The organism is Wenzhouxiangella marina, assembly GCF_001187785.1.
GTDB classification, from domain to species: Bacteria; Pseudomonadota; Gammaproteobacteria; order Xanthomonadales; family Wenzhouxiangellaceae; genus Wenzhouxiangella; species Wenzhouxiangella marina.
On the sequence record NZ_CP012154.1, the window covers coordinates 3,250,390 to 3,276,465 of the forward strand.

21 protein-coding genes are annotated in these 26,076 nt (G+C 67.2%); 12 read left to right on the plus strand and 9 right to left on the minus strand.

Features of this window, described 5'->3' with window-relative positions; genetic code table 11:
• Nucleotides 1-325 precede the first annotated feature (325 nt).
• Nucleotides 326-1,342, plus strand: coding sequence for a porin family protein (locus WM2015_RS13670; RefSeq protein ID WP_156201211.1), 1,017 nt, complete (start codon nucleotides 326-328; stop codon nucleotides 1,340-1,342).
• Nucleotides 1,343-1,441: 99 nt separating this feature from the next.
• Nucleotides 1,442-1,951, plus strand: a complete 510-nt coding sequence (locus WM2015_RS13675) for a hypothetical protein (RefSeq protein WP_049726574.1) — start codon at nucleotides 1,442-1,444, stop codon at nucleotides 1,949-1,951.
• Between the two features lie 19 nt (nucleotides 1,952-1,970).
• On the opposite strand, the gene WM2015_RS13680 is transcribed toward WM2015_RS13675, so the two are convergent.
• From WM2015_RS13680 to WM2015_RS13700, 5 genes are all read right to left on the minus strand, one after another.
• A complete protein-coding gene (locus WM2015_RS13680; RefSeq protein ID WP_049726575.1) occupies nucleotides 1,971-2,312 on the minus strand; it encodes a zinc ribbon domain-containing protein in 342 nt (113 codons plus the stop codon).
• Nucleotides 2,313-2,393: 81 nt separating this feature from the next.
• On the minus strand, nucleotides 2,394-3,683 hold the full coding sequence (locus WM2015_RS13685) for a sensor histidine kinase (protein ID WP_049726576.1): 1,290 nt from the start codon (nucleotides 3,681-3,683) through the stop codon (nucleotides 2,394-2,396).
• Nucleotides 3,661-4,353, minus strand: a complete 693-nt coding sequence (locus WM2015_RS13690) for a response regulator transcription factor (protein ID WP_049726577.1) — start codon at nucleotides 4,351-4,353, stop codon at nucleotides 3,661-3,663. Before WM2015_RS13690 ends, WM2015_RS13685 begins: the two co-directional genes overlap by 23 nt.
• Before the next feature lie 238 nt (nucleotides 4,354-4,591).
• Nucleotides 4,592-5,719, minus strand: coding sequence for a PilT/PilU family type 4a pilus ATPase (locus WM2015_RS13695; protein ID WP_049726578.1), 1,128 nt, complete (start codon nucleotides 5,717-5,719; stop codon nucleotides 4,592-4,594).
• A 33-nt stretch (nucleotides 5,720-5,752) separates the two neighbouring features.
• A complete protein-coding gene (locus WM2015_RS13700) occupies nucleotides 5,753-6,790 on the minus strand; it encodes a type IV pilus twitching motility protein PilT (protein ID WP_049726579.1) in 1,038 nt (345 codons plus the stop codon).
• Nucleotides 6,791-6,923: 133 nt separating this feature from the next.
• Here WM2015_RS13700 and WM2015_RS13705 point away from each other — a divergent pair, with 133 nt between their 5' ends.
• From WM2015_RS13705 to WM2015_RS13715, 3 genes are all read left to right on the plus strand, one after another.
• Nucleotides 6,924-7,619 (plus strand): YggS family pyridoxal phosphate-dependent enzyme, encoded by a 696-nt coding sequence (locus WM2015_RS13705; RefSeq protein ID WP_049726580.1) that lies wholly within the window; start codon nucleotides 6,924-6,926, stop codon nucleotides 7,617-7,619.
• 93 nt (nucleotides 7,620-7,712) lie between these two features.
• Nucleotides 7,713-8,528: a pyrroline-5-carboxylate reductase gene (gene proC, locus WM2015_RS13710; protein ID WP_049726581.1), complete on the plus strand. Its 816-nt coding sequence runs from the start codon at nucleotides 7,713-7,715 to the stop codon at nucleotides 8,526-8,528.
• Complete coding sequence (locus tag WM2015_RS13715; RefSeq protein ID WP_049726582.1) at nucleotides 8,528-9,067, plus strand: YggT family protein; 540 nt, start codon at nucleotides 8,528-8,530, stop codon at nucleotides 9,065-9,067. The genes proC and WM2015_RS13715 overlap by 1 nt, the downstream gene beginning before the upstream one ends.
• An 804-nt stretch (nucleotides 9,068-9,871) precedes the next feature.
• Here WM2015_RS13715 and WM2015_RS13720 read toward each other — a convergent pair.
• Nucleotides 9,872-10,330 carry a DUF4426 domain-containing protein gene (locus WM2015_RS13720; protein WP_049726583.1) on the minus strand — a complete coding sequence of 153 codons (459 nt, stop codon included), beginning with the start codon at nucleotides 10,328-10,330 and terminating at the stop codon, nucleotides 9,872-9,874.
• A 69-nt stretch (nucleotides 10,331-10,399) separates the two neighbouring features.
• A complete protein-coding gene (gene sufT / locus WM2015_RS13725) occupies nucleotides 10,400-10,951 on the minus strand; it encodes a putative Fe-S cluster assembly protein SufT (protein WP_049726584.1) in 552 nt (183 codons plus the stop codon).
• A 212-nt stretch (nucleotides 10,952-11,163) separates the two neighbouring features.
• Between sufT and WM2015_RS13730 the strand changes: the two genes are divergently transcribed.
• Complete coding sequence (locus tag WM2015_RS13730; protein ID WP_156201213.1) at nucleotides 11,164-12,684, plus strand: hypothetical protein; 1,521 nt, start codon at nucleotides 11,164-11,166, stop codon at nucleotides 12,682-12,684.
• A gap of 51 nt (nucleotides 12,685-12,735) precedes the next feature.
• On the opposite strand, the gene WM2015_RS13735 is transcribed toward WM2015_RS13730, so the two are convergent.
• Both WM2015_RS13735 and WM2015_RS13740 read right to left on the minus strand, forming a co-directional pair.
• Entirely contained in the window at nucleotides 12,736-14,637 is a 1,902-nt protein-coding gene (locus WM2015_RS13735; RefSeq protein WP_049726586.1) for a M1 family metallopeptidase, read from the minus strand.
• A gap of 79 nt (nucleotides 14,638-14,716) precedes the next feature.
• Nucleotides 14,717-15,055: a P-II family nitrogen regulator gene (locus tag WM2015_RS13740; RefSeq protein ID WP_049726587.1), complete on the minus strand. Its 339-nt coding sequence runs from the start codon at nucleotides 15,053-15,055 to the stop codon at nucleotides 14,717-14,719.
• 73 nt (nucleotides 15,056-15,128) lie between these two features.
• Between WM2015_RS13740 and WM2015_RS13745 the strand changes: the two genes are divergently transcribed.
• The 6 genes from WM2015_RS13745 to WM2015_RS13770 all read left to right on the plus strand — a co-directional run bounded on the left by WM2015_RS13745 (nucleotide 15,129) and on the right by WM2015_RS13770 (nucleotide 26,038).
• Nucleotides 15,129-15,383 (plus strand): accessory factor UbiK family protein, encoded by a 255-nt coding sequence (locus WM2015_RS13745; protein WP_049726588.1) that lies wholly within the window; start codon nucleotides 15,129-15,131, stop codon nucleotides 15,381-15,383.
• 113 nt (nucleotides 15,384-15,496) lie between these two features.
• Nucleotides 15,497-17,638: a putative bifunctional diguanylate cyclase/phosphodiesterase gene (locus WM2015_RS13750; RefSeq protein WP_169751192.1), complete on the plus strand. Its 2,142-nt coding sequence runs from the start codon at nucleotides 15,497-15,499 to the stop codon at nucleotides 17,636-17,638.
• A 103-nt stretch (nucleotides 17,639-17,741) separates the two neighbouring features.
• Nucleotides 17,742-19,229: a YifB family Mg chelatase-like AAA ATPase gene (locus tag WM2015_RS13755; protein ID WP_049726590.1), complete on the plus strand. Its 1,488-nt coding sequence runs from the start codon at nucleotides 17,742-17,744 to the stop codon at nucleotides 19,227-19,229.
• A 96-nt stretch (nucleotides 19,230-19,325) separates the two neighbouring features.
• Nucleotides 19,326-21,239: an autotransporter assembly complex protein TamA gene (locus WM2015_RS13760; RefSeq protein WP_169751193.1), complete on the plus strand. Its 1,914-nt coding sequence runs from the start codon at nucleotides 19,326-19,328 to the stop codon at nucleotides 21,237-21,239.
• A complete protein-coding gene (locus tag WM2015_RS13765; protein WP_049726592.1) occupies nucleotides 21,236-25,132 on the plus strand; it encodes a translocation/assembly module TamB domain-containing protein in 3,897 nt (1,298 codons plus the stop codon). The genes WM2015_RS13760 and WM2015_RS13765 overlap by 4 nt, the downstream gene beginning before the upstream one ends.
• Nucleotides 25,133-25,135: 3 nt before the next feature.
• On the plus strand, nucleotides 25,136-26,038 hold the full coding sequence (locus WM2015_RS13770; protein WP_049726593.1) for a prenyltransferase: 903 nt from the start codon (nucleotides 25,136-25,138) through the stop codon (nucleotides 26,036-26,038).
• The last annotated feature ends 38 nt before the right edge of the window (nucleotides 26,039-26,076 follow it).

A 26,076-nucleotide genomic window follows, 5' to 3' on the forward strand; every position in this document is an offset into this window, starting at 1 on the left:
GAGGGGCTTTGAGGCTGCGGGTTCGGGCAAGCCCGCCATTTTGCCGCCTGGACCCTTTCCAGGCAAGCAAAGACCGGGGATTCGGGGCGATTCGCGGGCATCATTGCCGGAATCTTCGCGCCGTTGATCGACAATTCCTATCCGGCCAGCGCCGTGCCTGGGTCACAAAACGGACAAAAATCACGATATTTCCGGAATTTATGTCACTTTTCTAAGTGCATTCTCGAAAAAGCTCTGCTACACTCGGACGCAAATGAGGGGTAAACTTTCCGGTAATTGTGTACTCAAAGCACCGGACAGTAGGTAACGAGGACCGCTGGGGACCATGAACGTGCAACGCCCTGCCATTTTGCTGATGACGCTGGCCCTGTGGTCCGGCGCCGCGCTCGCCCAGGATTCCGGGGCCGAGCCGCTGGAGGCAGCCCGGCTTTCTGCACCCCCGGTCCAGTTCGGTAGCGGCCTGAGCCTGCGCGACAGCCAGGGCCTGCCCGGCGTGCGTCCCCGCATGAGCATGACCCTGCCGATCGGCGGCGACGACGAGCTCGCCCTCGGCACGAACGCCCCGCAGAGTTCCTTCTCCTGGTCCCTGGAAGCCTGGCAGCTGAACACCGCCAGCCTGGCCCACATCCAGTGCAGCGAGAAGACCCTGACCGACAACAGCTTCCTGGCCAGCGACTGTCGCTTCGTCGACCAGCCCGCGCCGGAAAACGCCGTCAACCTGGTGCAGGTGCGCGGCGAGTGGATGGCCGCCTCCGGCCTGCGCTTCGGCCTGGGCGCTTTCCGCAACGAATCCGATGCCGACCGCATCGCGCCGATCGGCAACGACGTGGCGCCGATCGACTACCTGAACGCCAACGGCAGCGAGATCAACGCGGCCAACGTCGTCGATGGTGTCGACCTGAACCTGAGCTTCGGCATCCGCACGGAACACGTCGGTGATTTCCTGATCGGCCTGCAGCTGGCGCGCTATCGCCAGCGCCTCAGCCTGGGCGAGCTGGGCTACGGCAGCGGCAGCCTGGTGGGCCTGGACCCGACCGACAGCGATTACGCGCACAGCGCGCAGCTGGCCCTGGGCTGGCAGCTGGGCAACTTCCGCGGTGACGTGATGGGCCAGCACCGGCAGGCGCCGATGCTGTTCTCCTCGGGCTACAGCCCGGCCGAGTTCAGCTCCTTCGACCTCGAGTTCAGCTGGAAGCCGCGCAACGGCTCCCTGAGCATCGGGGTGTCCAACGTCCTCGATTCGCAGCCGCGCGCCGAGAGCCTGGACAACGCCGGCCGCGACGAAGCTCTGGACGGGGTCTTCGGACGCATCCCCTACGTCCGCTACAAGCACGACCTCTGATCGATCCCTGCCGGCTACCGCCGGGGACTCGCCCTGCCCCACCCAAACCGGTTAGACTGGTTCGCTGTTCATTCACGATGCGCGAGACGTAGTTCGCCCATGAAGATTTCTGCATTCCTGGCCGGCGCCCTGCTGTGCCTGCCCCTGACCCAAGCCCTGGCCCAGTCCGACTTCTCCACCGTGGAAGAGCGCATGACCGGTCAGGAGTTTCGCGAGACCGGCCTGTACAAGCTCACCGACGAGGAGCTGGCCGCGCTGAACCGCTGGATCGCCCAGCGCTCCCTGGCCGAGGGCCAGAGCCTGTCTCCGGCGGCCGCTGGCGGGCCCGCCGTGACCGAGTCCGGTGAAGTGGTCGACCGTCGCGGCCTGCGCGATGACAGCGACGAGCGACCCATCGAGTCGCGCATCGTCGGCAGCTTCAGCGGCTGGGATGGCGATACGGAGTTCGTGCTGGAAAACGGCATGGTCTGGGAGCAGACCGACGGCCAGCGCTTCAACATGTCGACGATGGAAAACCCGCGGGTGACCATCGAGCCCGGCTTCATGGGCTCCTGGCGTCTGCAGGTCGAGGGCTACAACGCCCGCGTCCAGGTCCGCCGGATCCGCTGACCCGACCTCGGCCCGGCGCTCAGCCCGAGCGCCGGCGCTGGATCCCCAGCCACAGCATCCAGGCGCGGGCGGCCACGTAGTCGGCCGCGCCGATCACGATCATCGCCACCGGGATCAGCGGCGGCGGCAGCACCCAGCCCTGCGGCTCGGCCACGTACCACCAGATCGCGCCGAAGACGAGCAGGGTCAGGCCCAGATAACTCAGATTCAGCGCCAGAAAGCGCTGGCGCTTGTAGCGCCGGCTGGCCAGTCGCTCCAGCTCTTCGGGGGACAGTTCGACCAGGGCCTCGTCGCAGTGCGGACAGGCCTTCACCCGGTTGGAAATTCGCTTGTGACAGTGCGGGCAGCGGATCAGCGCCATGGCTCGTGCGTCTCGAAAGGAATCAGTCGGACAAGGGTAACGGATCGGCGTCGATTCGTCGGCGCCGCATCTAGTCCGCCTCTAGTCCGCCTCCAGGTCGGGGAAGAAGCGCACGCTCACTTCCAGGCCGCCTTCGGGTCGGTTGGCGAAGTCGATTTCCCAGCCGTAGAGGTCGCACAGGCGCTTGACGATCGACAGGCCCAGACCCGAGCCCTTGCTGCCACCGCTCTGGCGGCCGCGGAAATGGCGGTCGAAGACGTTCGGTAGCTCGTCCTCGGGAATGCCCGGCCCCGTGTCCAGGATCACCACTCGACCCCGTTCGACGCGCACCCGCACTTCCCCCTTGGCGGTGTAGCGCACGGCGTTGCCGATCAGGTTGCCGAGGATCACGGCGATCACCGAGTCCGGGGCGATCACGCTGAGCGGCTCCAGGGTCTCCAGTTCGAGCTTCAGGTCGCGCTCGCTGACCAGGGGCCGGTAGTTGTCCAGCACCTGGACGGCGATCCGACCGACGTCCTGGGCCGGCCAGGTGCCGCTACCACCCTTCTCCGAGCGCACCAGGTGCAGTAGCGCCGTGGTGATGTCCGCCGACTGCTGGGCGGCGCGGGCGATGCGCTGCAGGCGGTCGCGGTTGCGCTCGGACAGGTCCGGCTGGGCCAGCATCAGCTCGGTCGCGCCCGAGATCACCGCCAGGGGCGTGCGCAGCTCGTGCGAGACGTCGGCGTTGAAGGCCTTGTCGCGCTCGACGAGCTCCTGCAGGCGATGGGCGTAGTCGTCCAGGGTCGAGGCCAGCTGGCCGACTTCGTCGTCGGTGAAGAACTGCTTCAGCGCGCCCGGCTCGGCGTTCTCGTCGAGGGTCTCGAGACGTTTCGCCAGGGCCGTCACCGGCGCCATCACGCGCCCGGCCGACCACACGCCCAGGGCCAGGGAGAGCAGGGAGAAGAACACCACCGCCACGATCAGGGCCAGCACCAGGCGGCGCGAGAGCTCGCGGTTGTCGGAGATGTCGTAGGTCAGGAAGACCCAGAAGTCGTCTTCCTTGGCGATGGCGGCCTTGAACACGCCATCGGCCGTGCGAACGTCGTGGACTCCGGAGGGCAGATCCCGAAAGGGCGTGGGCACGATGTCGGCCCGCTCGGGCCGGGTCACATAGCCCTGGATGCGCGTGTAGAAGGGCTCGACCAGGGTCGGATCGACGCGCAGGTCCTGCACGTACTCGTTGACCTCGTCGGCCAGGGTGCGGGCGATCAGGGCGTCTTCGAGCCAGCTCTGCATCAGCAGCACGGCAAAGGCGAACAGCACGCTCAAGAGCGCGCCGAACAGCCCGAAGGAAACGATCAGGCGGCTTCTAAGACGCCGACGAAACTTCATCCGGGCCAGCCAGGCAGTAACCGATGCCGTGACGGGTATGGATCAGCGGCGAGCCGAAGGGCTTGTCGATGGCCGCGCGCAGGGAGTGGATGTGCACGCGCAGGCTGTCGCTGTCGGGCAGCTCCTCGCCCCAGACGTGGTGCTCCAGGTCGCGCCGCGTGACCACCGCCGGCGAGGAGGACATGAGCTTTTCCAGCAGCTTCAGGCCGATCGGGTTCAGGTCGATGCGCTTGCCTTCGCGACGCACGGTCAGGGTCTCGAGGTTGAATTCGAGGTCGGCGACCTTGAGCTCGCGCGGCTTGATGCGGATGCCGCGGCGGGCGAGCACTTCCAGGCGGGCGTCGACTTCCTTGAGCTCGAAGGGCTTGACCAGGTAGTCGTCGGCGCCGGACTGGAAGCCGGCCAGCTTGTCGTCGAGCTGATCGCGGGCGGTCAGCATCAGCACCGGCGTTTCCTTGCGGACGTCCTCGCGCAGCTTGCGGCAGACCTCGAGCCCGTCCATGCCGGGCAGGGACAGGTCGAGCACGATGGCGTCGAATTCGTTGACGATGGCCAGGTGCAGGCCGGTGACGCCGTCGTAGGCGTAGTCGACCTCATGCCCCCGGTCGGAGAGGAAATCGCCCAGATTGGCCGCGATGTCCCGGTTGTCTTCGATGATCAGTATGCGCATAGGCCAAGATCCGCAGACGGGCTGCCTCGGGCAGCCGGATAAAAAATGACCCAGGCGGAAAGTCGTTCCGCCCGGGTCCACATTGCCCCGTAACCGTCAGTGCAGTCGCTTGCAAACCACTCGAGGGCACCGACGCTCCAAATGTTAAATGAAGGCCGGTTAACTCGACGTTAATCGATTCGGAAGGCGAGGTTAGAAAAGGGTAAAACCCGCCCCGAGGAGCGGGTTCCGCCGGCCGCTAGCGGTCGTCGACCAGGTTCAGATCCTGCAGCTTGCCGCTGAGGGTCTCCGTATCCGCGCCCTCGCTGAGCTTGACCGCCAGGCGGACATCGTTGGCCGAATCGGCGTGACGCAGGGCCTCTTCATAGGAGATCGCCCCGTCCTGATACAGGCGCAGCAGGCTCTGATCGAAGGTCACCATGCCGTGGTGGGTGGAATCCTTCATGATCCCCTTGATCTCTTCGATCTTGCCCTTGCGGATCTTTTCCTGAACGAGCGGGGTGTTGATCAGGATCTCCAGGGCCACGTGGCGGCGGTTGCCGTCGACCGAGGGGATCAGCTGCTGGGCGATGACCGCGCGCAGGTTGAAGCTCAGATCGAGGAGCACCTGGGAATGGCGATCCTCCGGGAAGAAGTGGAGGATGCGGTCCATGGCCTGGTTGGCGTTGTTGGCGTGCAGGGTGGTCAGGCAGAGGTGACCGGTTTCCGCGAAGGTGATGGCGTGCTCCATCGATTCGCGGGTCCGGACCTCACCGATCAGGATCACGTCGGGGGCCTGGCGCAGGGTGTTCTTCAGGGCGACGTCAAAAGAGGTCGTATCGATCCCGACCTCACGCTGGGTGACCAGGCTCTTGCGGTGCTTGTGGACGAACTCGATCGGGTCCTCGATGCTGATGATGTGACCCGAGGCATTGCAGTTGCGGTGACCGACCATCGCGGCCAGGGTGGTCGACTTACCGGTGCCCGTCGCACCGACCAGCACGATGATGCCGCGCTTGGTCATGGACAGGTCGGCCAGGGCCTCGGGCAGGTCCAGTTCCTCGAAGCTCGGGATGCGCGTTTCGATGCGACGGCAGACCATGCCGACGCTGTTGCGCTGGTAGAAGGCACTGACGCGGAAGCGGGCCACGCCTTCCAGGGACACCGCGAACTGGCATTCCTTGGTGGTGTGGAATTCCTCGCGCTGGTCCGTGGTCATGATGCCGTTGATGATGTCCATCACGGCCTCGTGGCCCAGGGCTTCGCGGGTCAGTGGCTTCATCTTGCCGTGCACCTTGATGCACGGCGGGGCACCGACGGTCACGAACAGGTCGGAGCCGTTGGACTCGTGGAGCTTGCGCAGCCAGTCCTGAATGTTGGTGCTCATGTCTGTCTCCTAGAAAACGGGTTCGCGCTCGGATCAGGCCAGCGCTGCCTTGTTCTGCGCCTTGCGCATGGCTTCCGGCTTGGCCACGATACCGCGGCGGACCAGGTCGACCAGGCATTGGTCGAGGGTGCTCATGCCGACGTTCTGACCGGTCTGGATGGCCGAGTACATCTGCGCGACCTTGTCTTCGCGAATCAGGTTCCGGATCGCCGGCGTGGCAACCATGATCTCGTGGGCCCCGACCCGTCCGCCCGAAATCCGCTTGAGCAGGGTCTGGGAGATGACCGCGCGCAGCGACTCGGAGAGCATGGAGCGGACGATCGGCTTTTCCTCGCCAGGGAAGACGTCGATGATACGGTCGATGGTCTTCGGCGCCGAGGAGGTATGCAGGGTGGCGAAGACGACGTGACCGGTTTCGGCCGCCGTCAGGGCCAGGCGCACGGTCTCGATGTCACGCAGCTCACCGACCAGGATGATGTCCGGGTCCTCGCGAAGCGCCGAGCGCAGGGCCTGGTTGAAGCCGTGCGTGTCGCGCTTGACCTCGCGCTGGTTGATCAGACAGCGCTGGGACTGGTGGACGAATTCGATCGGATCCTCGATGGTCAGGATGTGGCCCGGGACCGTCTTGTTGAGGTGGTCGATCATCGCGGCCAGGGTGGTCGACTTGCCCGAGCCCGTCGGCCCGGTGACCAGGATCAGGCCGCGCGGCACCTCGACGATGTCCTTGAAGACCGCCGGCGCCTGGATGTCTTCCAGGGTCCAGATCTCGTTGGGAATGACTCGGAATGCCGCGCCGATGCCGCGATGGTGGTGGAAGGCGTTGACGCGGAAGCGCGCCAGGCCGGGAATGTTGTAGGAGAAGTCGACCTCGAGGTTGGCTTCGTAGTCGCGGCGCTGGTGGTCGTTCATGGTCGAGTACACCAGCTCGGCCATTTCCTTGTTCTCGATCGGCGGGGTGTTGATGCGATGGATGTCACCATCGACACGTATCATGGGCGGCAGCCCGGCCGAGATGTGAAGGTCCGAGGCCTTGTTCTTGACCGTGAATGCCAACAGTTCGGTAATGTCCATGGAATCCTCTATCCTCTCGCTCGAAGGGCCGGCACGGCGGCGCGATGCCCACGTCGACGTTGCACTCGGCCGATTCGACGAACCGGCCACCTTGGCGACTCAAACGCTTATGGAAGCTTCTCGATACTAGCTGATGTACACGCCGAATCAAAATCCCTCCGAACGACTCGACGCCGTCCGGCAGCGCATCCATCTGGCCTGCGAACGGGCGAATCGCTCGCCAGAAGGCGTCCGCCTGCTGGCCGTGAGTAAAACACAAGCTCCGGAGAAAATCCGTGCGCTGGTTCACCTTGGCCAGAAATGCTTCGGCGAGAACTACGTCGACGAGGCCGTGGCGAAGATCGAGGCGCTGGCCGATCTCGGGCTGACCTGGCATTTCATCGGCCCCGTGCAGTCGAACAAGACCCGCGCCATCGCCGAGCATTTCGACTGGGTGGAGAGCGTCGACCGCGCGAAGATCGTCCGGCGCCTGGCCGACCAGCGGCCGGCCGATCGCGGGGCACTCAACGTGCTGATCCAGGTCAACCTCGATGGCGAGACGCAGAAGGCCGGCTGCGCGCCGGAGGAGATCGAGGCCCTGGCCGAGGCGATCGAGGCTCGACCGGAGCTTCGCCTGCGCGGCCTGATGGCCATTCCCGCGCCCCGGGACGGGGACGACGAACAACGCGCCGTCTTCGCCCGCCTGAAGCACCTCTTCGACCGGCTGGCCGAACGCCACGCGAGCGTGGACACGATTTCGGCGGGCATGTCCGGCGATCTGGAAGCCGCCATTGCCGAAGGCAGCACCCAGCTGCGCGTGGGCACCGACCTGTTCGGACCGAGATCCTGACCGCGATGCTGATCAGGATCCTGATCGCGATGCTGATCGCAATCTCGGTCAGCAGTTTTTGACTCCCCGACGAGGCGCGCGGACAATACCCGGATGAGCGAATCCACGATCACTTTCATCGGCGGCGGCAACATGGCCCAGGCCCTGGTGGGCGGCCTGCTCGCCGCCGGCCACCCCGGCAGCGCCATTCGCGTCGCCGACCCCAGCGAAACGCAGCGCCAGCAGGTGAGCGAGCAGTTCGGCGTGGCGACCTTCGCCGACAACGCCGAAGCCGTCAGCGGTGCCCGCGCGGTGGTGCTGGCGGTCAAGCCCCAGGTGATGGCGCCGGTTCTCGAATCCATCCGCGAGCCCCTGGCCGAAAACGCCGTGGTCATCAGCGTCGCCGCCGGGATCACCCTGGACGGCCTGGCCCGAGGCCTGGGCGAGTCGACCGCGCGGGTGCGCGCGATGCCGAACACCCCGGCACTCTATCGGGCCGGCATCACCGGCGTCGTCGCCAGCCGGAACTGCCGCGAGGAGGACCGCGCCCTGGCCACGACCATCCTGGAAGCCGCCGGTCGGGTGGTCTGGATCAACGAGGAGTCGCAGATGGATGCGGTGACCGCCGTGTCGGGCTCGGGCCCGGCCTACTTCTTCGCCTTCACCGAACACCTGGCCGAAGCCGGGGTGCACGCGGGCCTGCCGCCGGCCGTGGCCCTGGAGCTGGCCCGTCAGACCGCGATCGGCGCCGGCGTGATGCTGGCCGAGTCCGAGCACGAGCCGGGGGAGCTTCGCCGGCGCGTGACTTCGCCGGGCGGCACGACCGAGGCGGCCCTGAAGAGCTTTGCAGGATCGAAGATGGCCGCGATGATCGACCAGGCCGTGCAGGCCGCGCTCAGGCGTGGCCGTGAACTGGGAGGCGACCACTGATGGGCTCACCGACCGCCGCCTTCAGCTTCCTCGTCGAGACCCTGGTCCAGCTGGTCCTGACCGTCGTGCTGTTGCGCGTGCTGCTGGAGGCCGTCCGCGCCGACTGGTACAACCCGGTCTGCCAGGGCGTGATTCGCCTGACCGAGCCGATGATCAAGCCGCTGAAGTCCATCTTCCCGCGCATGGGTCGGGTCAATGTGGCGGGCCTGGTGCTGCTCTATCTGCTTCAGCTGTTGGGCCTGTTTGTGCTGGCCTTGATCGTGGGTGTTTCGCCCGACCCGCTGGCGCTGGCCCTTTATGCCCTGCTGCGCCTGGTGCGACTGCTGCTGGTCGTCTATCTGGTGCTGATCATCGCCACGGTGATCATTTCCTGGATCGGCCAGGGCATGCGCCACCCGATCATCCCCCTGCTCTTCCAGCTGACCGACCCGGTGCTCGCCCCGATCCGCCGGGTGCTGCCGCCGCTCGGCGGCTTCGATCTGTCGCCGCTGGTCGCACTGATCGGCATCCAGTTCCTGATCATCCTGCTCGGAGTTTGAACGTAGGGAGGTCTGGCGTCGTCCGGTCGCTCCGGACGTCGGGGATGTGACCCCGACCTACGCAGGGCTTCGATCAAGCGACGAGGTATGGGCTGGTGCATCTGCCCTCGTAGGTCGGCCCCACGTGGCCGACGGACCATGCTGGATCGGCCTAGATCTGGACGGGGCGATCGCTCCCTCCTCCCTGCGTAGAAACGTCTGGAGTTGTCCGGTCGCTCCGGACGTCGGGGATGTGACCCCGACCTACGAATGTCTCGATCGGGCATCGCGGTGTCGGGGCGGATCGTGCCGTTAGACCTTCGATCGATCGGAGCCGCGCGTAGGTCGGCCCCACGTGGCCGACGGACCATGCTGGATCGGCCTAGATCTGGACGGGGCGATCGCTCCCTCCCCCCTGCGTAGAAACGTCTGGAGTTGTCCGGTCGCTCCGGACGTCGGGGATGTGACCCCGACCTACGCAGGGCTTCGATCAAGCGACGAGGTATGGGCTGGTGCATCCGCCCTCGTAGGTCGGGCCAGCGCAGGTCGGAGGCGTAGTGCGACTGGCCGGAGGCCAGAAGCGCTGCGCCGAAGACCGACGGCGCGTGTGGCCGACGGACCATGCTGGATCGGCCTAGATCTGGACGGGGCGATCGCTCCCTCCCCCCTGCGTAGAAACGTCTGGCGTCGTCCGGTCGCTCCGGACGTCGGGGATGTGACCCCGACCTACGGTGGGCTTCGATCGAATGGCGAGATATCGGCTGGGACCGTGCCGGGCTCGTCATCCATCGGCCCTGCACGGTCAATGGCCGGGCCGTTTCCCCATCAATGCACGTAGAACATCTGCCGGAAGGAGAAGGTCCTCGGGACGGCCTCGCCTTCGGGCTGCACGGTGACGTTGAAGTTGATGTTCTCTTCGTTGCTGATGCGGAAGGTGCCGATGTAGTAGATCGCGTCCTGGTCACGGATTTCGCGCATGTCGATGGTCCGTGCCTGGCCGAGGAGGTTCATCGACTCGACCTGAACGCTGGCCGGCGTCGGAGTGCCCAGGCCGTCGTCGGTCTTGGTCAGCACGGTGATGTTGACCATGGCGCGGTTGCCGGAGCGCTCCAGGCCGTAGGCGCGGGCCACTTCGGGGGTCAGCAGACTGGTATTGAGGGTGCTGTAGTGGACCTCGTAGCGGCCGAAGTCCTCGGCCTGCTGGGCCAGAGCCAGCGATGAGAAGAAGAGCAGCGATGTCGCGACCATCAGTGACAGGGCGGCAGACCGGTCGATGAGTTTCATGCTGAACACCTCGCGGGATCGGGGACCCCCGATGCTACGCTTCGCCCCGTCGAGGAACAAGCAGGGCCTTCAGAACATGCCCGTCTCGAGCCGGGCCGCCTCGCTCATCATGGTCTGATTCCAGGGCGGGTCGAAGGTCAGGGCCACGTTGACCTCGCTGATCGTCGGGATCAGTTTGAGCCGGTCACGCACGTCGGCGACCAGCACATCGCCCATGCCGCAGCCAGGTGCGGTCAGGGTCATCGCGATATCGACCAGACGCTGACCGTCCTCGGCCTTGCTCAGCCGGCATTCGTAGATGAGCCCCAGGTCGACGACATTGATCGGAATCTCGGGGTCGTAGATGGTCCTGAGCTGGGACCAGACCAGATCCTCGACGTCCTCATCGGTGGCATCGTCCGGCAGGCTGGGACGCGGCGGCGGTTCGCGCCCGATGGCATCGGCGTCGTCGCCGGCCAGTCGGAACAGGCGCCCATCGACGTAGACGGTGAAGCTACCGCCGAGGCTCTGGGTGATGTAGCCGGTCGTGCCCGACGGCAATTCGACCTCGGCGCCCTCGGGGACCATCACCACCACGCAGTCGCGCTCGAACTTCACCGGCGTGTAGGAGTTGGAGAACATGGACTGGCCGCTTCGAAATCAGGATTGATCCGGTCCCCATTATAGGCCGGCAAGCGATCATCTGCGTGCACGAAGCGCGATTTCCGGCAGGCTTGTCGGCTCCCACCGCGAGGCGTAGGATGGAGACAGCTCCTCTCGGCAGGGGGATCTCCGGCAGACCGGAGTTGAGAGGTTCATGGGCCTGAACATGCATCAACTCACGGGAGCAGAATATGTCCGATTCCGACCGGCAAGACTCATCCTCGTCACTCCTTCGCCAAGCCCGCCTATTGGCCGGCGCGGCCCTCGGTCTGTGCATCGCACCGGCCTTTGCGGCCATCGGCATCCTGGTCGTCCCCCAGGAGGCCGACGGCGTGCCCGGCAACAGCGCCACCCAGCATCCCTTCGGCGTCAGCGCCGAATGCTCCGACGGCTTCCGCTTCCAGCAGGTGATCGACGGTGACGTGGTCGGCGGCGCGAACATCAGTGGCCTGGCGTTCCGCCTCGATGACGGTCAGGGCGTGTTCGGGCCCCAGACCTACGGCGGCGCGATCATCAAACTGAGCTCGACCCTGCGCGAACCCGGCAACCTCAGCACCACCTTCGCCGACAACCCCGGCACCGACGAAACCCTGGTCTTCGCCGGTGATCTGATCCTGCAGGGCAGCGTGGATGCCAACCCCACCAACCCCTTCGATCTCGACATTCCGATCAACGTGCCCTTTCAGCTGCGCAGCGGCAGCAATCTGCTCATCGACGTGTCCGTCGAGGATTGCCCGCCCGGCGTCAACAACGTCTTCTTCGACGGGGATACGCGCGATGTCGAGCGCATCTACGCCATGAACCGGAACTCGGCCACCGCCGACGCCCCGGCCACCCCCGGCGGCCTGGTGACCCTGGTGGTCGTCTCATCACCGCCGCCGACCGCACCCGTGGTGTTCTGCCCGTTCAACAGCGGGGGCACGGGTGACAATCTCAGCAGAGGCTTCTACGTCAGCAATTTCTCGGCCCCGCGCCTGGACAAGGTTCGACTCAAGTACTACCCGAACACCAGCGGCGTCTACACGATCGAGCTGACGGCGCGCGAGAACAGCTATGACGGGCGTCTGATCGGCAGTCCGCGTCGCGTGTCCTTCCAGGCCACGGGTGGAACGCCGGTGACGCCGACCTTCGACTTCGGCGGCGCCTCGGTCACCGAGGGTGCGACGGTCACCTTCAGCCAGACCGTGATCAGCCAGCCCTCCGGCAGCAGCATCTTCTACGACACCGCCTCGGACAGCGGCGGCTGCGCCGACGTGACCCAGACCAGCGGCACGACCCCTCCGCTCAGCACCTTCCGCCGAAACAGCGCCGGCGTGCAGATCGACGTCGCCACGCGCCTGCGCGGCCTGGGTGGGAACTGGGCCGTGGTCGACCACAACGGCGAGGGCTTCATGATCGACGTCACCGAAAGCAACCAGCTGGTCGCGATCTGGTTCACCTACGACGAGTTCGGCGAGCAGATGTGGCTGATCGGCGTGGCCGGCAACTTCAACAGCAATCAGGCCACGATGAAGATGGATCGTCTCAGCGGCCCGGTGTTCGGACCGGACTTCGATCCGGGCGACCTGATCATCGACACCTGGGGCACGATCACCCTGCGCTTCAACGACTGCCAGACGGGCGAGGTCTACTACAACTCGATCCAGGGCGATGGCGAAGGCATCTACGACATCGTCAAGGTCTACAACACCGAACAGCAGGTCTGCGACTGATGGAACCACACCCGGCGTGCGCCCTCCGCACGCCGGGTGCTGGCTCCCGGATTACTGCTCCAGGCCCAGAGCGCGCTCGGCGGCCTGACGGGTCAGCGGGTGGTAAGCCGGGCGAGCGCGTTGATACACCTCGATCGCCCAGTCGTGGCCCCAGGGGCTGGCGGCCAGGGCCGTGTACAGGGGCCGGGTGAACTTGTTGCGCCCGACTTCGAGCAGGAAGGACTCCAAACGCTCGATGCCCGGCGCGTACTCGGCCTCGATGCTCCGCTGCAGCCACAGGTAGAGAATCTCGACGTTGCTCGAGGCGGTCAGGCCGAAGGCTGCGTCCATCGCCGCCATGGTGTCGGCGTCGAGCGCCCCTTCCAGACCCGACAGAAAGTGCAGCCATTCGTACACGGACCAGTCATCGGTCGGCAATTCGGTAAGCTCGACCTCGCCGGCCTGCCAGCGCTCACGCCATTGATCGACGGTGGCCAGGGCATCGGACTCGGGGGCCACGGCGAAATCCGGCAGGCCCGGCTCGTAGAGCCAGGCATCGACTTCGGCCAGGGTGAGCGCACCGGGATGGGTCTGGATCAGGTGCGTGTTCAGGTAGTCACGGAAGGTCTCCGTGTCGATCGACTCGAAGGCGAATTCGTCGAAGTACTGACGCAGGAACACGTCCAGATCCTCCCGTCCGACCCGGTGCTCGAGCCAGTCGAGGAAGAAGCGGCCCATGTCGTAGGGCACGCTGATGAAGGCACCCTCGGGGTCACGATCGCTCAGGTCGCGGACCAGCTGACGGTCGCGTTCTTCCAGGGCGGGCAGATCGGCGACCAGGCCGTCCCAGTCCAGGCGCGCCAGCATGGCGACGATCTCGGGCGAGTAGATCGCCTCCATGATGCGGGCTTCGAAGTAGACCGTGAAGCCCTCGTTCAACCACAGATCGCGCCAGGCGGAGTTGGTGACCAGATTGCCCGACCAGCTATGCGCCAGCTCGTGGGCCACCAGGGCCAGCAGACTGCCGTCGCCGGCGATGATCGTCGGCGTGACGTAGCTCAGGCGCGGATTCTCCATGCCGCCGAAGGGAAAGCTGGGCGGCAGCACCAGCAGGTCGTAGCGGCCCCAGCGGTACTCGCCGTAGAGCGCCTCGCCGATATCGATCATGTCCTCGAGCTGGTGGAACTCGGCGGCCGCCCGCTCGATCCAGTCCGGCTCGGCGTAGACGCCGCTGCGCGGCCCGATTTCCGCGAATTCGAGATCACCGATGGCGATCGCCATCAGGTAGGAGGGCACCGGCTGCGGCATGGTGAAACGGTATTCGCCACTGGCGTTGCGCTCGGTCGGATTGCCATCGGCGCCCATCACGACCATCAGATCGCGCGGCGCGCGCACGGTGGCTTCGAAGTTGTAGCGAACGGCCGGCGTGTCCTGCAGGGGCACCCAGGTGCGGGCGTAGTGCGGCTGGCTCTGGGAGAACATGAAGGGCTTGCCGGAACTGGTCTGGTTGGCATCCAGCCACTGCAGGCCGAAGGCCTCGGGCGAGCTGCTGTAGTCGATGCGAACCTGGTCCACCCCCTGCGGCAGCATGATCACCAGCGGTCGGCCCAGATGCCCCCGATCGGCGCCCAGGCGCCAGGACACGGGCAGGTACTGCCCTTCCGGATCGACCACGGTCACGTCCTGGATGTCGAGATCGCGCGTATCGAGGACCAGGCGCTGGTGGTCCGGATCGAGTCGCTCCAGATCCAGCAGCACGTGGCCGCTGAGCGTGCGCGCGTCCATGTCGGCGTCCAGATCCAGGCTCATGTGGCGAATACGCACTTTTTCGTATTCGGCAAAGCTGTGCGGATCGCTGCCCAGTTCGACGCGCATCTCGGGCGTCGGCGTCAGCGGCACGGGCGGGGCTTCGTTCTGGCAGGCGCTCAGGCCGAGCGCCATCATGGCCAACAGGGCAATGCGGGAAATCGTCATGGTCTTGTTCCTGTGCAGGTCGATCCAGGCCCGGCGGCGGGGCCATTGATTGGAGTCAGGGATAAGGGGCCAGGCAGGGCTAGAGCGCGTCGTCGCCTTCCTCGCCGGTCCGGATGCGCACGGCGCGGTCGATGGTGGTGACGAAAATCTTGCCGTCACCGATGCGCCCGGAAGCCGCGGTCTCGACGATCGTCTCGACCACCCGGTCCGCGTCGGCATCGGGCACGGCGATCTCGAGCTTGAGCTTGGGCAGGAAATCGACGACGTATTCAGCGCCTCGATAGAGCTCGGTGTGCCCTTTCTGACGACCGAAGCCCTTGACCTCGGAGACCGTCATGCCGGTCACGCCGACCTCGCCCAGGGCATCGCGCACGTCATCGAGCTTGAAGGGTTTGATGATGGCGGTGATCAGTTTCATGGGACATCCTGATGGCCAAGGCCACCCGTTTCGGCTAGTGTAGCCGCCAAGCTTAACCGGAATTTCCGCCCCGATGCGCCCCGACTTCCAGACCCTCGACGAGATCACCCGCCGCCTGGCCGCTGCCGTGCCAGGCGAAATCAAGACGGCACGCGCCGAACTCGAAGCCCAGTTCCGGACCATCCTCGAGGCGACCTTCAACCGCCTCGATCTGGTCACCCGCGAGGAATTCGAGATCCAGAAGAAAGTGCTGGCCCGAACCCGCGAAAAGCTCGAAGCCCTAGAGGCCGCCCTCGCCAGGGCAACGGATCGGCCAGCCGAGCACTGAGTCGCAGATAACGCCTGCCGGGAGCTCGTCATTCCGCACGAGCCCGGCTTGGCTTCACAGCCACGACTGGAATGGGATACCCTTGGAGACGTTCAGTCTTCCTGGGGATGCTCATGACTGGCCTTCGCGCACTGGCGCTGATCGTGGTTCTGCTGGGCTGCACCGCCGCAGCGGCAGAGACGATTGTGGCCGGCGGCGACTACGACTTCCCCCCCTATGAATTCCTCGATGAGGACGGTGAGGCCGCCGGCCTGAACATCGACCTGATTCGGGCCATCGCCGAGGTCAGTGGCTTCGATGTCGAGTTCCGCCTCGGCCCCTGGGAGGAAAGCCGCGCGGCGATCGCAGCGGGCCGGATCGATCTCCTGGCGATGTACGTCGGTGACTTTCGCAACACCGAGGTCGACTACGCCACCCCGCATCTGATCCTCTACCACGAGATCTTCATTCGCCAGAACGAGACGGCCCTGAACGCCCTGGCCGACCTGGCCGGCCGGGACGTCATCGTCCAGCGCGATGCCTGGGTGGCCGAGAAGCTGGTCGCCGAAGGCATCGCGGCGAACCTGATCGAAGTCGAGACCGAGCGTGACGCCCTGCGCCTGCTGGCCGCGGGTGAATACGACGCGGCGCTGGTCAGCGAAATCGTCGGCCGGCGGATCCTGGCCAGCGAAGGCCTGGACAACATCACCACCAGCGGCGCGCCGCTGTTTCCGGTCGAGTACGCCCTGGCCGTCACCGAAGGCAACCAGGCCCTGCTCGCCCGGGTCGAGGCCGGCCTGGCCCAGCTCAAATCGACCGGTCGCTTCAACGCCATCCACGATCGCTGGCTCGGCCTGCCCCGGGAACGCCCGAAGGTCGGCCTGTTCCTGCACTGGCTGCTGGTGATCATGCCTGCCCTGCTGGCAGCAGCCCTGCTGATGCTGATCTGGCGCCAATCCCGACAGGGTCGCCGCAGCGGCGACGCCGGCGATTTCGAAGCCGACTTCCGGCGTGACCAGCTCACCGGCCTGCCCAACCGGGTGGAGCTTGAACAGGCCATCGAGGCCTGCCTGGCCTCGGCCGACGGCGGGCCGCGCACCCGCGCCCTGCTGCACATCGATCTCGATCAGTTCAAGCTGGTCAACCAGTCGCGCGATTACCATTCCGGCGACGAGCTGATCAAACAGGTGGCCCGGCGGATGCAGCGCCAATGCCACGCCCGCGATGTGCTCGCGCGATTCGGCAGCGACGAGTTCGGCCTTCTGCTCTGCCCCGGTCGAGACCCCGATGAGGCGGCCGAGGCCCTTCGTCGGGACCTGGCCGAGCACGAATTCGACCTCGATCGCGAAGCGATTCATGTCACCGCCAGCATCGGTCTGGCGATACTGGACGAGCAGACCACGGCCATCGGGGAGCTGCTCAAGCAGGCCGAAGCGGCCTGCCATGTGGCCAAGGAGAACGGGCGCAACCGCGTGCATCGATTCCACGCCGAAGACGAAGCCGTGGCCGAACGCCATGGTCAGATGCGCTGGGCAAGGGAAGTGGGTCTGGCGCTCAAGGAGGATCGCCTCGAGTTGCACTATCAGACCATCGAGGCGCCGATTCCGAACCACGATGACGGCCTGATCATCGAGCTGCTGCTGCGCATGCGCCTGCCGGACGGCCGCCTGATCGCGGCCGGCGAGTTCGTGCCGGCCGCGGAGCGCTACTTCATGGCCCACCGCATCGATCGCTGGGTGCTGCGCTCGGCCCTGGCCTGGCTGGAACGGCAGCCGCAGCTCGTCAAGCGCCTCGACCGCGTCTTCATCAACCTGTCCACCCGCAGCCTCGGCGACGACCGCTTCCTGCCCTTCGCTCTGGAGACGCTGCGCACGCACGAAGTGCCGGCCTCGAAGATCGGCTTCGAGATCACCGAAACCGCGGTGATGACGCATCTGAAGACCGCGATGAAGACCATCGAGCATCTGCGCGGCCTGGGCTGCCAGTTCGCCCTCGACGACTTCGGCGTCGGCATCTCCTCGATGGCCTATCTGAAGAACCTGCCCGTCGACGTGCTCAAGATCGACGGCAGCTTCACCGGTCCGGCCCTGGAGGGCGAGCGCGAGCGCGCCATGCTGGCCGAAATCAACGACCTCGGCCACGTCCTCGGCAAGACCACGGTGATCGAGCACGTCGAATCCGACGCTGCCCGCGCCCTGGTGGCCGAACTGAAGATCGACCTGGCCCAGGGCTTCGGCATCAGCCGGCCGCGTCCTCTGAGCGATCTGCTCGACTGATCGACCGAGTCGATTTCCTACCCCTGAGCGGGCCATTGCGACGACGACGGCAGGGCCGGCCCGGTCGACAATTCCGAGCAAGCCCCAAGCTCGGACCCCCCACATGCCCCTGGCCACCGTTCACTCCCGCGCCCAGATCGGGATCGCAGCGCCGCCGATCTGGGTCGAGGTCAACCTCGGCCCCGGCCTGCCCGGCTTCGGCATCGTCGGTCTGCCGGAAACCGCCGTGCGCGAGAGCAAGGACCGGGTACGCGCGGCGATGGACAACGGCGGCTTCAAGAAGCCGAGCTGGAAGATCACCGTCTCCCTGGCCCCGGCCGACCTGCCCAAGGAGGGCGCGCGCTTCGATCTACCCATCGCCCTGGGCGTGCTGGCCGCCTCGGGCCAGGTCAACGGCGACCGGCTGGAGGACTGGGAATGCCTCGGCGAGCTGTCCCTCAACGGCGAGCTGCGCGCGGTCAAGGGCGCCCTGCCGGCGGCCCTGGCCGCGCGTGAATCGGGTCGCCGGCTGATCCTGCCCCGGGCCAACGGCGTCGAAGCCGGCCTGGTCGAGGGCGCGGACGTTCGCCTGGCCGACCAGCTGGCCGACGTGGTCGCGGCGATCAATGGCCAGATCGAGCTCGACCGGCCGCCGCCCCCGTCGACCGAGACCATCGATACGGGGCCGGACCTGTCCGAGGTGCTCGGCCAGTCGCGCGCCCGCCGCGCCCTGGAGATCTGCGCCGCCGGCGGACACAACCTGCTCTTTCTCGGCCCACCCGGAACGGGCAAGACCCTGCTGGCCTCGCGCCTGCCGGGCATCCTGCCGCCGATGGGCGAGGACGAGGCCCTGGAAGCGGCAGCCATCGCCTCGGTGGCGGGCCTGGGCCTGGACACCGCGCGCTGGCGCGAGCGGCCCTTCCGCTGCCCGCACCACACGGCCTCGGGCGTGGCCCTGGTCGGCGGCGGCTCGCGACCGCGACCGGGGGAGATCTCCCTGGCCCACGGCGGCGTCCTGTTCCTCGACGAGCTGCCCGAGTACAGTCGGCACGTCCTCGAAGTGCTGCGCGAACCTCTGGAGTCGGGCCGGATCATGATTTCCCGCGCCGCCCTGCAGGCCGAGTTTCCGGCCCGTTTTCAACTCGTCGCCGCGATGAACCCCTGCCCCTGCGGCTACCAGGGCGACCCCTCGGGGCGCTGCGCCTGCACGCCGGACCAGATCCGCCGCTATCGCGATCGGGTCTCCGGCCCGCTGCTCGATCGCATCGACCTGCAGGTGGAAGTCCCACGACAATCCCTGAGCGGGCTCGAGCCCGGCGAGCCGTCCAGTGCCGTTCGAGCGCGGGTGATCGCCGCCCGCGCCCGCCAGGCCGAACGTGGCACGAACAATGCCGGACTGGGGGTCAAGGGCGTGCGTACCCATTGCCAGTTGGCATCGGAACAGGAACGCCTGCTCGAGGCGGCCTGCGAGCGCCTGCAGCTCTCGGCCCGCGCCCACCACCGCATCCTGCGCGTGGCACGCACCATCGCCGACCTCGACGAGGCCGAATCGATCGGGCCGGCCCACCTGAGCGAAGCGATCGGTTACCGCCAGCTCGAGCGCCGCAACTGAGCGCGGATTCCGAACGGTTTCGCAACGATTCCTTTACCCGGGACTCGGGGCCAGGCGGTAGCATGTAGCCATGACTCTTCGGGCGCTGGCGTCGACTTGAATCGCGCACCTTTCAGACCGCTGTTGGTGCTGCTGGCCCTATTGGCCAGCGGACCCGGCCTGGCCGATCGCCTGGAAACGGTGATCGAAGGCGTCGACGGCGCCCTGCTGAGCAATGTGCGCGCCCATCTCGGCCTGGTCGCTGCCGAGCGCCTCGACCCCCTGTCGGTCTGGCGATTGCGTCAGCTGTCCAGCGAAGCCCGTCAGGAAATCCGCGATGCTCTCCAGCCCTTCGGCTACTACCAGCCGCGCATCGAGGTGCGGCTGGAAGCACTCGACCAGGAGGGCCACTGGCGGGCATCGATCCGGATCGATCCGGGCCAGGCCACGACGGTGCGAGAACTCGACATCGAAATCCTCGGCGAGGGCCGCGCGGATCCGGCGCTGATCGCCTGGCAGGAGGCCTGGCCCCTGGGCCCGGAACAGCGCCTGATCCACGCCGACTTCGAGCGGGCCTGGCAGGACCTGGTGCAACTGGCCGAGCAGCGCGGCTACTTCGACGCGCAGTTTCTCCAGCGCCAGGTCGTGGTCGATCCGGATCGGGCCAGGGCCGACGTCAGCCTCCACTTCGACACCGGCCGGCGCTACCGCTTCGCCGGCTACGACAGCGAAGGCCACCCCTTCTCCGAGCGCCTGATCCGTCGCCTCAGCATCCTCGAGCCGGGGGAGCCCTACACGCGCGAACGCGTCGATGAACAGCGCGAAGTCCTGGTGCGGTCCGGCCTGTTCCAGCGCGTGGTGGTGGAAGAGGATCGGCTGGCCGACAGCGAGGACCTGCGTCTGCATTACCAGCTCGAAGCCAGACCCCGCGATTCCTATCGCGCCACGCTGGGCTTCGGCACCGACACGGGCGCGCGCCTGCAGCTGGGCTGGATCCGGCACTATCTGTCCAGCCGCGGCAACCGTCTGGACCTGGGCTTCGGCGCCCAACAGAAGGACAGCGAATTCGTCTTCCGCGGCAACTACTTCCATCCGCGCGGCAGCCAGCCCTTCGATTTCTGGACCGCGGGCGTGGTGTTCCGTCGCGAACAGGACGACTTCCGCTTCATCGACGAAAACCGGATCGAACCGGTGTTCGACAGCTTCAGCGGCCGTCGCGAGCAGGCCGAGCTCATCTTCGGACGCCTGCAGGAACGGCCGGCGCCCTTCGAGGGCGTCAGTCCGATCGAAGAGCGCCTGTTCGTGTCGATCCTGAACGAGCGCTTCGACGCGCTGCGGGAGCGGCGATTCAGCACCGAGAACCAGGCGCTCTTCGACGCCTACCCCGAGCTCGAGCCCTTCCTCCAGAATGAAACCCAGACCGTGGCCCTGGGCGCCAGCTGGCGCTTGTTCAACGTCTCCGGGACGGGCTTCGAGGCCGAGGGACAGGTCATCGATGCACGCATCACCGGGGCCAGCGAAACCCTCGGCTCGGACGTCAGCTTCCTGCAGGGCTACATCGGCGCACGCTGGCACCGGCTGTTCGGCGATCGCCACAAGCTCCTGCTTCGCGCCGAGGCCGGCTACACGGAAGCGGCCACGGAGACCCTGGACCTGAGCCTGGACGATCGGACGCTGCGCCTGTCGATCACGGAACTGCCCGAGCGCTACCGCTTCAAGACCGGCGGCGATCGCACCATTCGCGGCTACGCCTTCGAGGCGCTCAGCACCAACCGCAACGGTGGCAACCACCTGCTGGCCGCCAGCGCCGAGTACGAGTACCGGGTGGCCGAGAACTGGTCGCTGGCCGCCTTCTACGACATCGGCAATGCCTTCAACGATATCGACCAGCTCGAGCTCAAGCGGGGCGTCGGAGCGGGCTTTCGATTCTATACACTGATCGGCCCGATCCAGGTCGATCTGGCCCGGGCCCTGGATGATGTCGACAAGCCGTTGCGGCTCCATCTGACCATCGGTACCCGATTGCTATGACTGCCAAGCGCGACACCGCCAAGCCAGCTGCCAGCCAGTCCGGGCGCCCGAGACGGCGCTGGCCGCGCCGCCTGGCACTGGGACTGTTGCTGGGCCTGAGCCTGATCCTGCTCGCGGCCAGCGGCGGCCTGTACTGGCTGACCCGCACCGAGGCCGGCGCCCGCTTCGCCCTGGGCCAGGCGCAGGGCGCGGTCCCGGGCCTGGCCTGGGCCGGCGCCGAGGGCAACCTGCGCGATGGCCTTCGCCTCACCGGCTTCGTCTTCGAACAGGCCGGCACCCGGGTCGCTGCCGGCCAAGTGGTGCTGGCGGCCCGGCTGCGCCTGTTCGGCGGCATGCAGCTGCGGATCGAAGGACTCACCGTCAGCGACCTCGATATCGAGCTGCCACCACCAGACGAGCAGGACGAACCACCGTCACCGATCGAACTGCCCGACCTGAGCAGCCCGATTCCGGTCATCGTCGAGTCCATCCGCATCCAGAACGCAGCGCTGCGAGCGCACGGGGACACCGACGCACTCCTTCGGCTCGACACGTTGGAGTTGGCCGGTGAGTACTTCGACGAGCTTCGCATCGAGCGCTTCACGGCCGAATTGCTCGAAGGGACCATCGGTCTTCGCGGCCAGGCGGAACTCGCGCCGCCCCATCGCCTGGGTCTGCAGCTCGATGCCGAGGCCCGGCTGCCGGAACAGCCGGCGCATCGCCTCGGCCTGCGCATCGACGGCCCCCTGGACCGGCTGCGCTTCGACCTCACCAGCGAAGGCCCCTTGAGCCTGTCAGGACCGATCGAGGTCCGCGGCCTGCCGGGGCTGCCGTCGGCCTCGCTCGAGCTCGTCGGCCACCTCGGCGACTGGCCCGGCCTGGCCTACTCGGTCCCGGAACTGGCCCTGAGCGCCAGCGGCTCGATGGGCGACTGGCAGGCCCGCCTCGACACCCGCATCGAGGGCCCGGAGCTGCCGGACAACCGCATCGCCATCGACGCCCGCGGCGATGCCACGGAGGCCCGGCTCGACGCACTCCGGGTCGAGACCCTCGACGGTCTGATTCTGGCCAGCGGGCGAATCGGCTGGATCGATGCGCTCAGCGCCGAGCTGACCGTCACCCTCGACCAGCTGGACTTCAGCTCGCGCTATCCGGAGCTGCCCGCACAGGCCCGCCTGAACGGCGCGCTCAGCCTGAGCCTCGCCGATCAGGCGATCCGCCTCGACTCCCTGGCCCTGCAGGCACCGCCGACCACGCTCAGCGTGCTGGGCAGCGGCCGCTACGATCCGGCCAGCGACGACCTGGCCCTCGATCTGATCTGGCAGGACTTCAACTGGCCACCGGTCAGCAATGGCGAGCCCGCCCTGATCTCCAGCGAACGCGGCGAAGCCCGCCTGAGCGGCCGCCTGAGTGACTGGCGCGCCGAGCTCGAGGCCCTGCTGCAGCTGCCCGACCAGCCCCAGGCCAGCATCGAGGCCCGCCTGCAGGGTGACCTCGACAGCGCCGTGGTCGAGACCCTGGACTTCGACGCAGCCGGGGCCGGCCGTGCCCGCCTCGATGGAGCGTTCAGCTGGCAGGATGGCCTGCGCGGCCAGGCCGCAGCGCAGCTGATCGACCTCGACCCCTCCGAGTTCATCCAGCAGCTGCCTGGCCGGGTCTCCGGCCGCTTCGATCTGACCCTGGCCAGCGCCGAGGATTTCACCCTCGCCATCGAGGAGCTCGGCGGTACGCTGCGCGGCCAGGCCCTGAGCGGCGAAGGCAGGATTCGCTGGCGGGCCCAGGCACCCCAGGCCGGGCGCCTGACCCTGGCCCTGGGTGAGAACGACATCGAGCTCGACAGCGCCGACGGCGAACGCTGGGCCTTCACTGCCCGCGGCAACGCCCTCGGTCAGCTCTGGCCCGGTCTGTCCGGGGTGCTCGAGGCCAGCGGCGAGATCCTGCCCGCCACTGGCGAACTGAGCCTGAACGGGCGAGTCCGGGATGGCGGCCTGCACGACGTCACCCTGCGCGAACTCGACCTCGATGCCGAGCTGCGCTGGCAGGCGCCGACTCATGCGAACGTACGCCTGGTCCTGCAGGACCTGGATCTCAACCCCTGGGAGCGCATCGAGCAGCTCGAACTCAATCTGAACGGACGCTGCCGGGCCCATCGCTTCGATCTGGGCTTCAGCGCGCAGCGCGCCAGCCTCGACCTGGCCGGCCAGGGCCAGTGGCCCGAGTGCTTTCGCGGCGGCCAGCGCTGGGACGCGGCGATCGAACGCCTGTTCATCGGCGACACCCTGGCCGGCGACTGGCAGCTCGACCAGGTCCTTCGCCTGGTGATGGAAAACCGCATCGTCGACATCGAGCCGGCCTGCCTCGCGGCCGCCGGACCCGAGCCCGGGCAGCTGTGCCTGGAGTCAGCGCGCCTGGCGCCGACCGGCGAGGCCTCGCGGGCGAGGATCCGCCTGGCCGAAGTGCCGCTCGATCTCCTGCTGCTGCCTCTGGACCCGACGGTCAGCCTGAGCAGCCAGCTGGCCGGCGAACTGGAGGCCGGCTGGACCCTCGGTGCCGGCCTCGACCGACTCGGCGGACAGCTGAACGTCGATGCCGGCGTGATCACGCCCCTGGGGGCCGAGGCGGCGCTGTTGAGCATCGACGGCGCCCGCCTGGATCTGCAGCCGAGCAACGGGGGTGTACTGGCCCGCTTCGAGACGCGCTTCGAGGGCCAGAGTCAGCTGAACGCGACGATCGGCATCGACGATCTTCGCGATCCCGGACAATCCACGCTCAACGGTGAACTGGCGCTCGAACTGCCCGACATCGGCGTGTTCAACCGCGCCCTGTCCGAGTTCGACGAGCTCCATGGCCGCCTGGAAGGAAGGATGGCCCTGCGCGGGCGCCTGGCCGCGCCGGAACTCGATGGCCAGGCCCGACTGATCGATGGCGCCGTCCGCCACGCGCCCCTGGGTCTCGACGTCCGCAACATCGAACTGAACATCGACGGCAGCCAGACCCGGGCTCGCCTGGCCGGGCGGATGGAGTCCGGCGAGGGCGCGCTGGATCTGACGGGTGAACTCAGGGGCGAAGCGGGCCAGTGGGCCTGGTCCCTCAACGGCCAGGGTCAGCGATTCCAGGTCGCCTCGGCCGAGTGGCTGGAACTGAGCATCAGCCCGGACCTCACCCTGAGTGGCAGGGGTTCCGATCTCTCCATCGATGGCCAGGTCGACATCGATCGGCTGCTGGCCGGGCTGCCGCCCGGGCGAGAATCACGGATCACGGCCTCGGAGGATGTCATCGTGCTCGGCCAGACCGACCCGGAAGCCAGGGCGTCCGGTCTGGTCATGAGCGGCCGACTCGGCATCGATCTGGGCGAAGATGCGCGGCTGAACGCTGCCGGCCTCGAGACACGCCTGACCGGCGAGGTGGAACTGCTCTGGGACGAGGCCGCCGCCCTGCCCCGCGCCCGCGGCATCATCCGTCTGCCCGAGGGCAGCTTCGAAGCCTACGGCCAGAACCTCGAGATCGAGGACGGCGAAATCATCCTCAGCAACCAGCCCATCACCAACCCACGCCTGGACATCGCCGCCGTCCGGGAGATCTTCGGCGACCCCCAGGTGGAGCAGGCCGGCGTGAGCATCCGCGGCCCGGCCCAGTCCCCGGACATCAAGCTGTTCACCGAGCCGCCGACCAGCGAAGAGAAGGCCCTGGCCTATGTCGTCACCGGCGCCGACTTCGACCACGCGGGCGGCCAGGGCGCGGTCAACGTAGGCCTCTACCTGCTACCGCGCCTGTTCGTCAGCTATGGCATCGGCCTGTTCGAAAGCGGCAACGTGCTCTCCGGCCGCTACGAGCTGTCCCGGCGCTGGGGCGTGCGCGTGGTCAGCGGCCAGCGCGACACCGGCGTGGATCTCAGCTACGCGATCGATCGCTGAGCCATGGGCGGACGCTTCGCTACTCTGGTCCGATCCAGCCGGCCGCCCTTCCTGATCCTGGCGCTGCTGGTGGTCGCCCTGGCGATCGCCTCGGCGCTCTGGCAGGGCGCCGAAGCCGAAGCCGGCCTGTGGCTGACGATGCTGCTGGTGGCCGTGGCCGGCCACGTCAGTGCCAATGCCTTCAACGAGTACTTCGACTATCGATCCGGACTGGACGAACAAACCACGCCGACGCCCTTCAGCGGTGGCAGCGGGGCGCTGCCGGAGCGACCGGAATTCGCCTCCGCGGTCCTGGCCCTGGCCTGGCTCAGCCTGCTCCTGACCGCAGCGCTCGGCTTCTGGCTGGCGATCAGCCGGGCACCGACACTGCTCCTGCTGGGCGCCCTCGGACTGGTGCTGGTCTACGGCTACACCCGCTGGTTTCATCGTTCGGCCTTGCTCTGTTACCTGGCGCCCGGCCTCGGCTTCGGTGGCGTGATCTATCTCGGCAGCGCCTTCCTGCTCAACGGCAGTCTGACCCGCCTCGATCTTCTCCTGAGCCTGGTCATCGGCCTGCTGGCGAGCAATCTGCTGCTGCTCAATCAGTTCCCCGATATGGAACCCGATCGGCGGATCGGTCGGCGGCATTTTCCGATCGTGCTGGGCCGGCCGAAGAGCGCGAGACTCCATGCGGCCGGACAGGTTCTGGCCCTGCTGTTGCTGATCGCCGCCCTCGTGACCCGCTGGCTCCCGGCACCGGCGGCGCTCGGCCTGCTGCCCTTCGCGCTGCTGCCGGCCCTGATCCGTCGCAGCCACCGCCATGCCGACGACGTACCGGGCCTGCTGCCGGCACTGGCCTGGAACGTGATGCTGACGCTGGCCGTGCCCGCGCTGCTGGCCATCGGCCTGCTGCTTGGCAGAAGCTGAGTCGCGGTACGGTCACGGGACTGCTGTCGTAGAACTGG

Coding starts and splice junctions, on each gene's coding strand:
- WM2015_RS13715 (WP_049726582.1), top strand. CDS start 8,528: ATGGGCTCACCGACCGCCGCCTTCAGCTTCCTCGTCGAGACCCTGGTC.
- WM2015_RS13750 (WP_169751192.1), top strand. CDS start 15,497: ATGACTGGCCTTCGCGCACTGGCGCTGATCGTGGTTCTGCTGGGCTGC.
- WM2015_RS13680 (WP_049726575.1), bottom strand. CDS start 2,312: ATGGCGCTGATCCGCTGCCCGCACTGTCACAAGCGAATTTCCAACCGG.
- WM2015_RS13745 (WP_049726588.1), top strand. CDS start 15,129: ATGCGCCCCGACTTCCAGACCCTCGACGAGATCACCCGCCGCCTGGCC.
- WM2015_RS13705 (WP_049726580.1), top strand. CDS start 6,924: ATGTACACGCCGAATCAAAATCCCTCCGAACGACTCGACGCCGTCCGG.
- WM2015_RS13700 (WP_049726579.1), bottom strand. CDS start 6,790: ATGGACATTACCGAACTGTTGGCATTCACGGTCAAGAACAAGGCCTCG.
- WM2015_RS13770 (WP_049726593.1), top strand. CDS start 25,136: ATGGGCGGACGCTTCGCTACTCTGGTCCGATCCAGCCGGCCGCCCTTC.
- WM2015_RS13675 (WP_049726574.1), top strand. CDS start 1,442: ATGAAGATTTCTGCATTCCTGGCCGGCGCCCTGCTGTGCCTGCCCCTG.
- WM2015_RS13755 (WP_049726590.1), top strand. CDS start 17,742: ATGCCCCTGGCCACCGTTCACTCCCGCGCCCAGATCGGGATCGCAGCG.
- WM2015_RS13730 (WP_156201213.1), top strand. CDS start 11,164: ATGTCCGATTCCGACCGGCAAGACTCATCCTCGTCACTCCTTCGCCAA.
- WM2015_RS13720 (WP_049726583.1), bottom strand. CDS start 10,330: ATGAAACTCATCGACCGGTCTGCCGCCCTGTCACTGATGGTCGCGACA.
- WM2015_RS13695 (WP_049726578.1), bottom strand. CDS start 5,719: ATGAGCACCAACATTCAGGACTGGCTGCGCAAGCTCCACGAGTCCAAC.
- proC (WP_049726581.1), top strand. CDS start 7,713: ATGAGCGAATCCACGATCACTTTCATCGGCGGCGGCAACATGGCCCAG.
- sufT (WP_049726584.1), bottom strand. CDS start 10,951: ATGTTCTCCAACTCCTACACGCCGGTGAAGTTCGAGCGCGACTGCGTG.
- WM2015_RS13735 (WP_049726586.1), bottom strand. CDS start 14,637: ATGACGATTTCCCGCATTGCCCTGTTGGCCATGATGGCGCTCGGCCTG.
- WM2015_RS13740 (WP_049726587.1), bottom strand. CDS start 15,055: ATGAAACTGATCACCGCCATCATCAAACCCTTCAAGCTCGATGACGTG.
- WM2015_RS13765 (WP_049726592.1), top strand. CDS start 21,236: ATGACTGCCAAGCGCGACACCGCCAAGCCAGCTGCCAGCCAGTCCGGG.
- WM2015_RS13690 (WP_049726577.1), bottom strand. CDS start 4,353: ATGCGCATACTGATCATCGAAGACAACCGGGACATCGCGGCCAATCTG.
- WM2015_RS13685 (WP_049726576.1), bottom strand. CDS start 3,683: ATGAAGTTTCGTCGGCGTCTTAGAAGCCGCCTGATCGTTTCCTTCGGG.
- WM2015_RS13670 (WP_156201211.1), top strand. CDS start 326: ATGAACGTGCAACGCCCTGCCATTTTGCTGATGACGCTGGCCCTGTGG.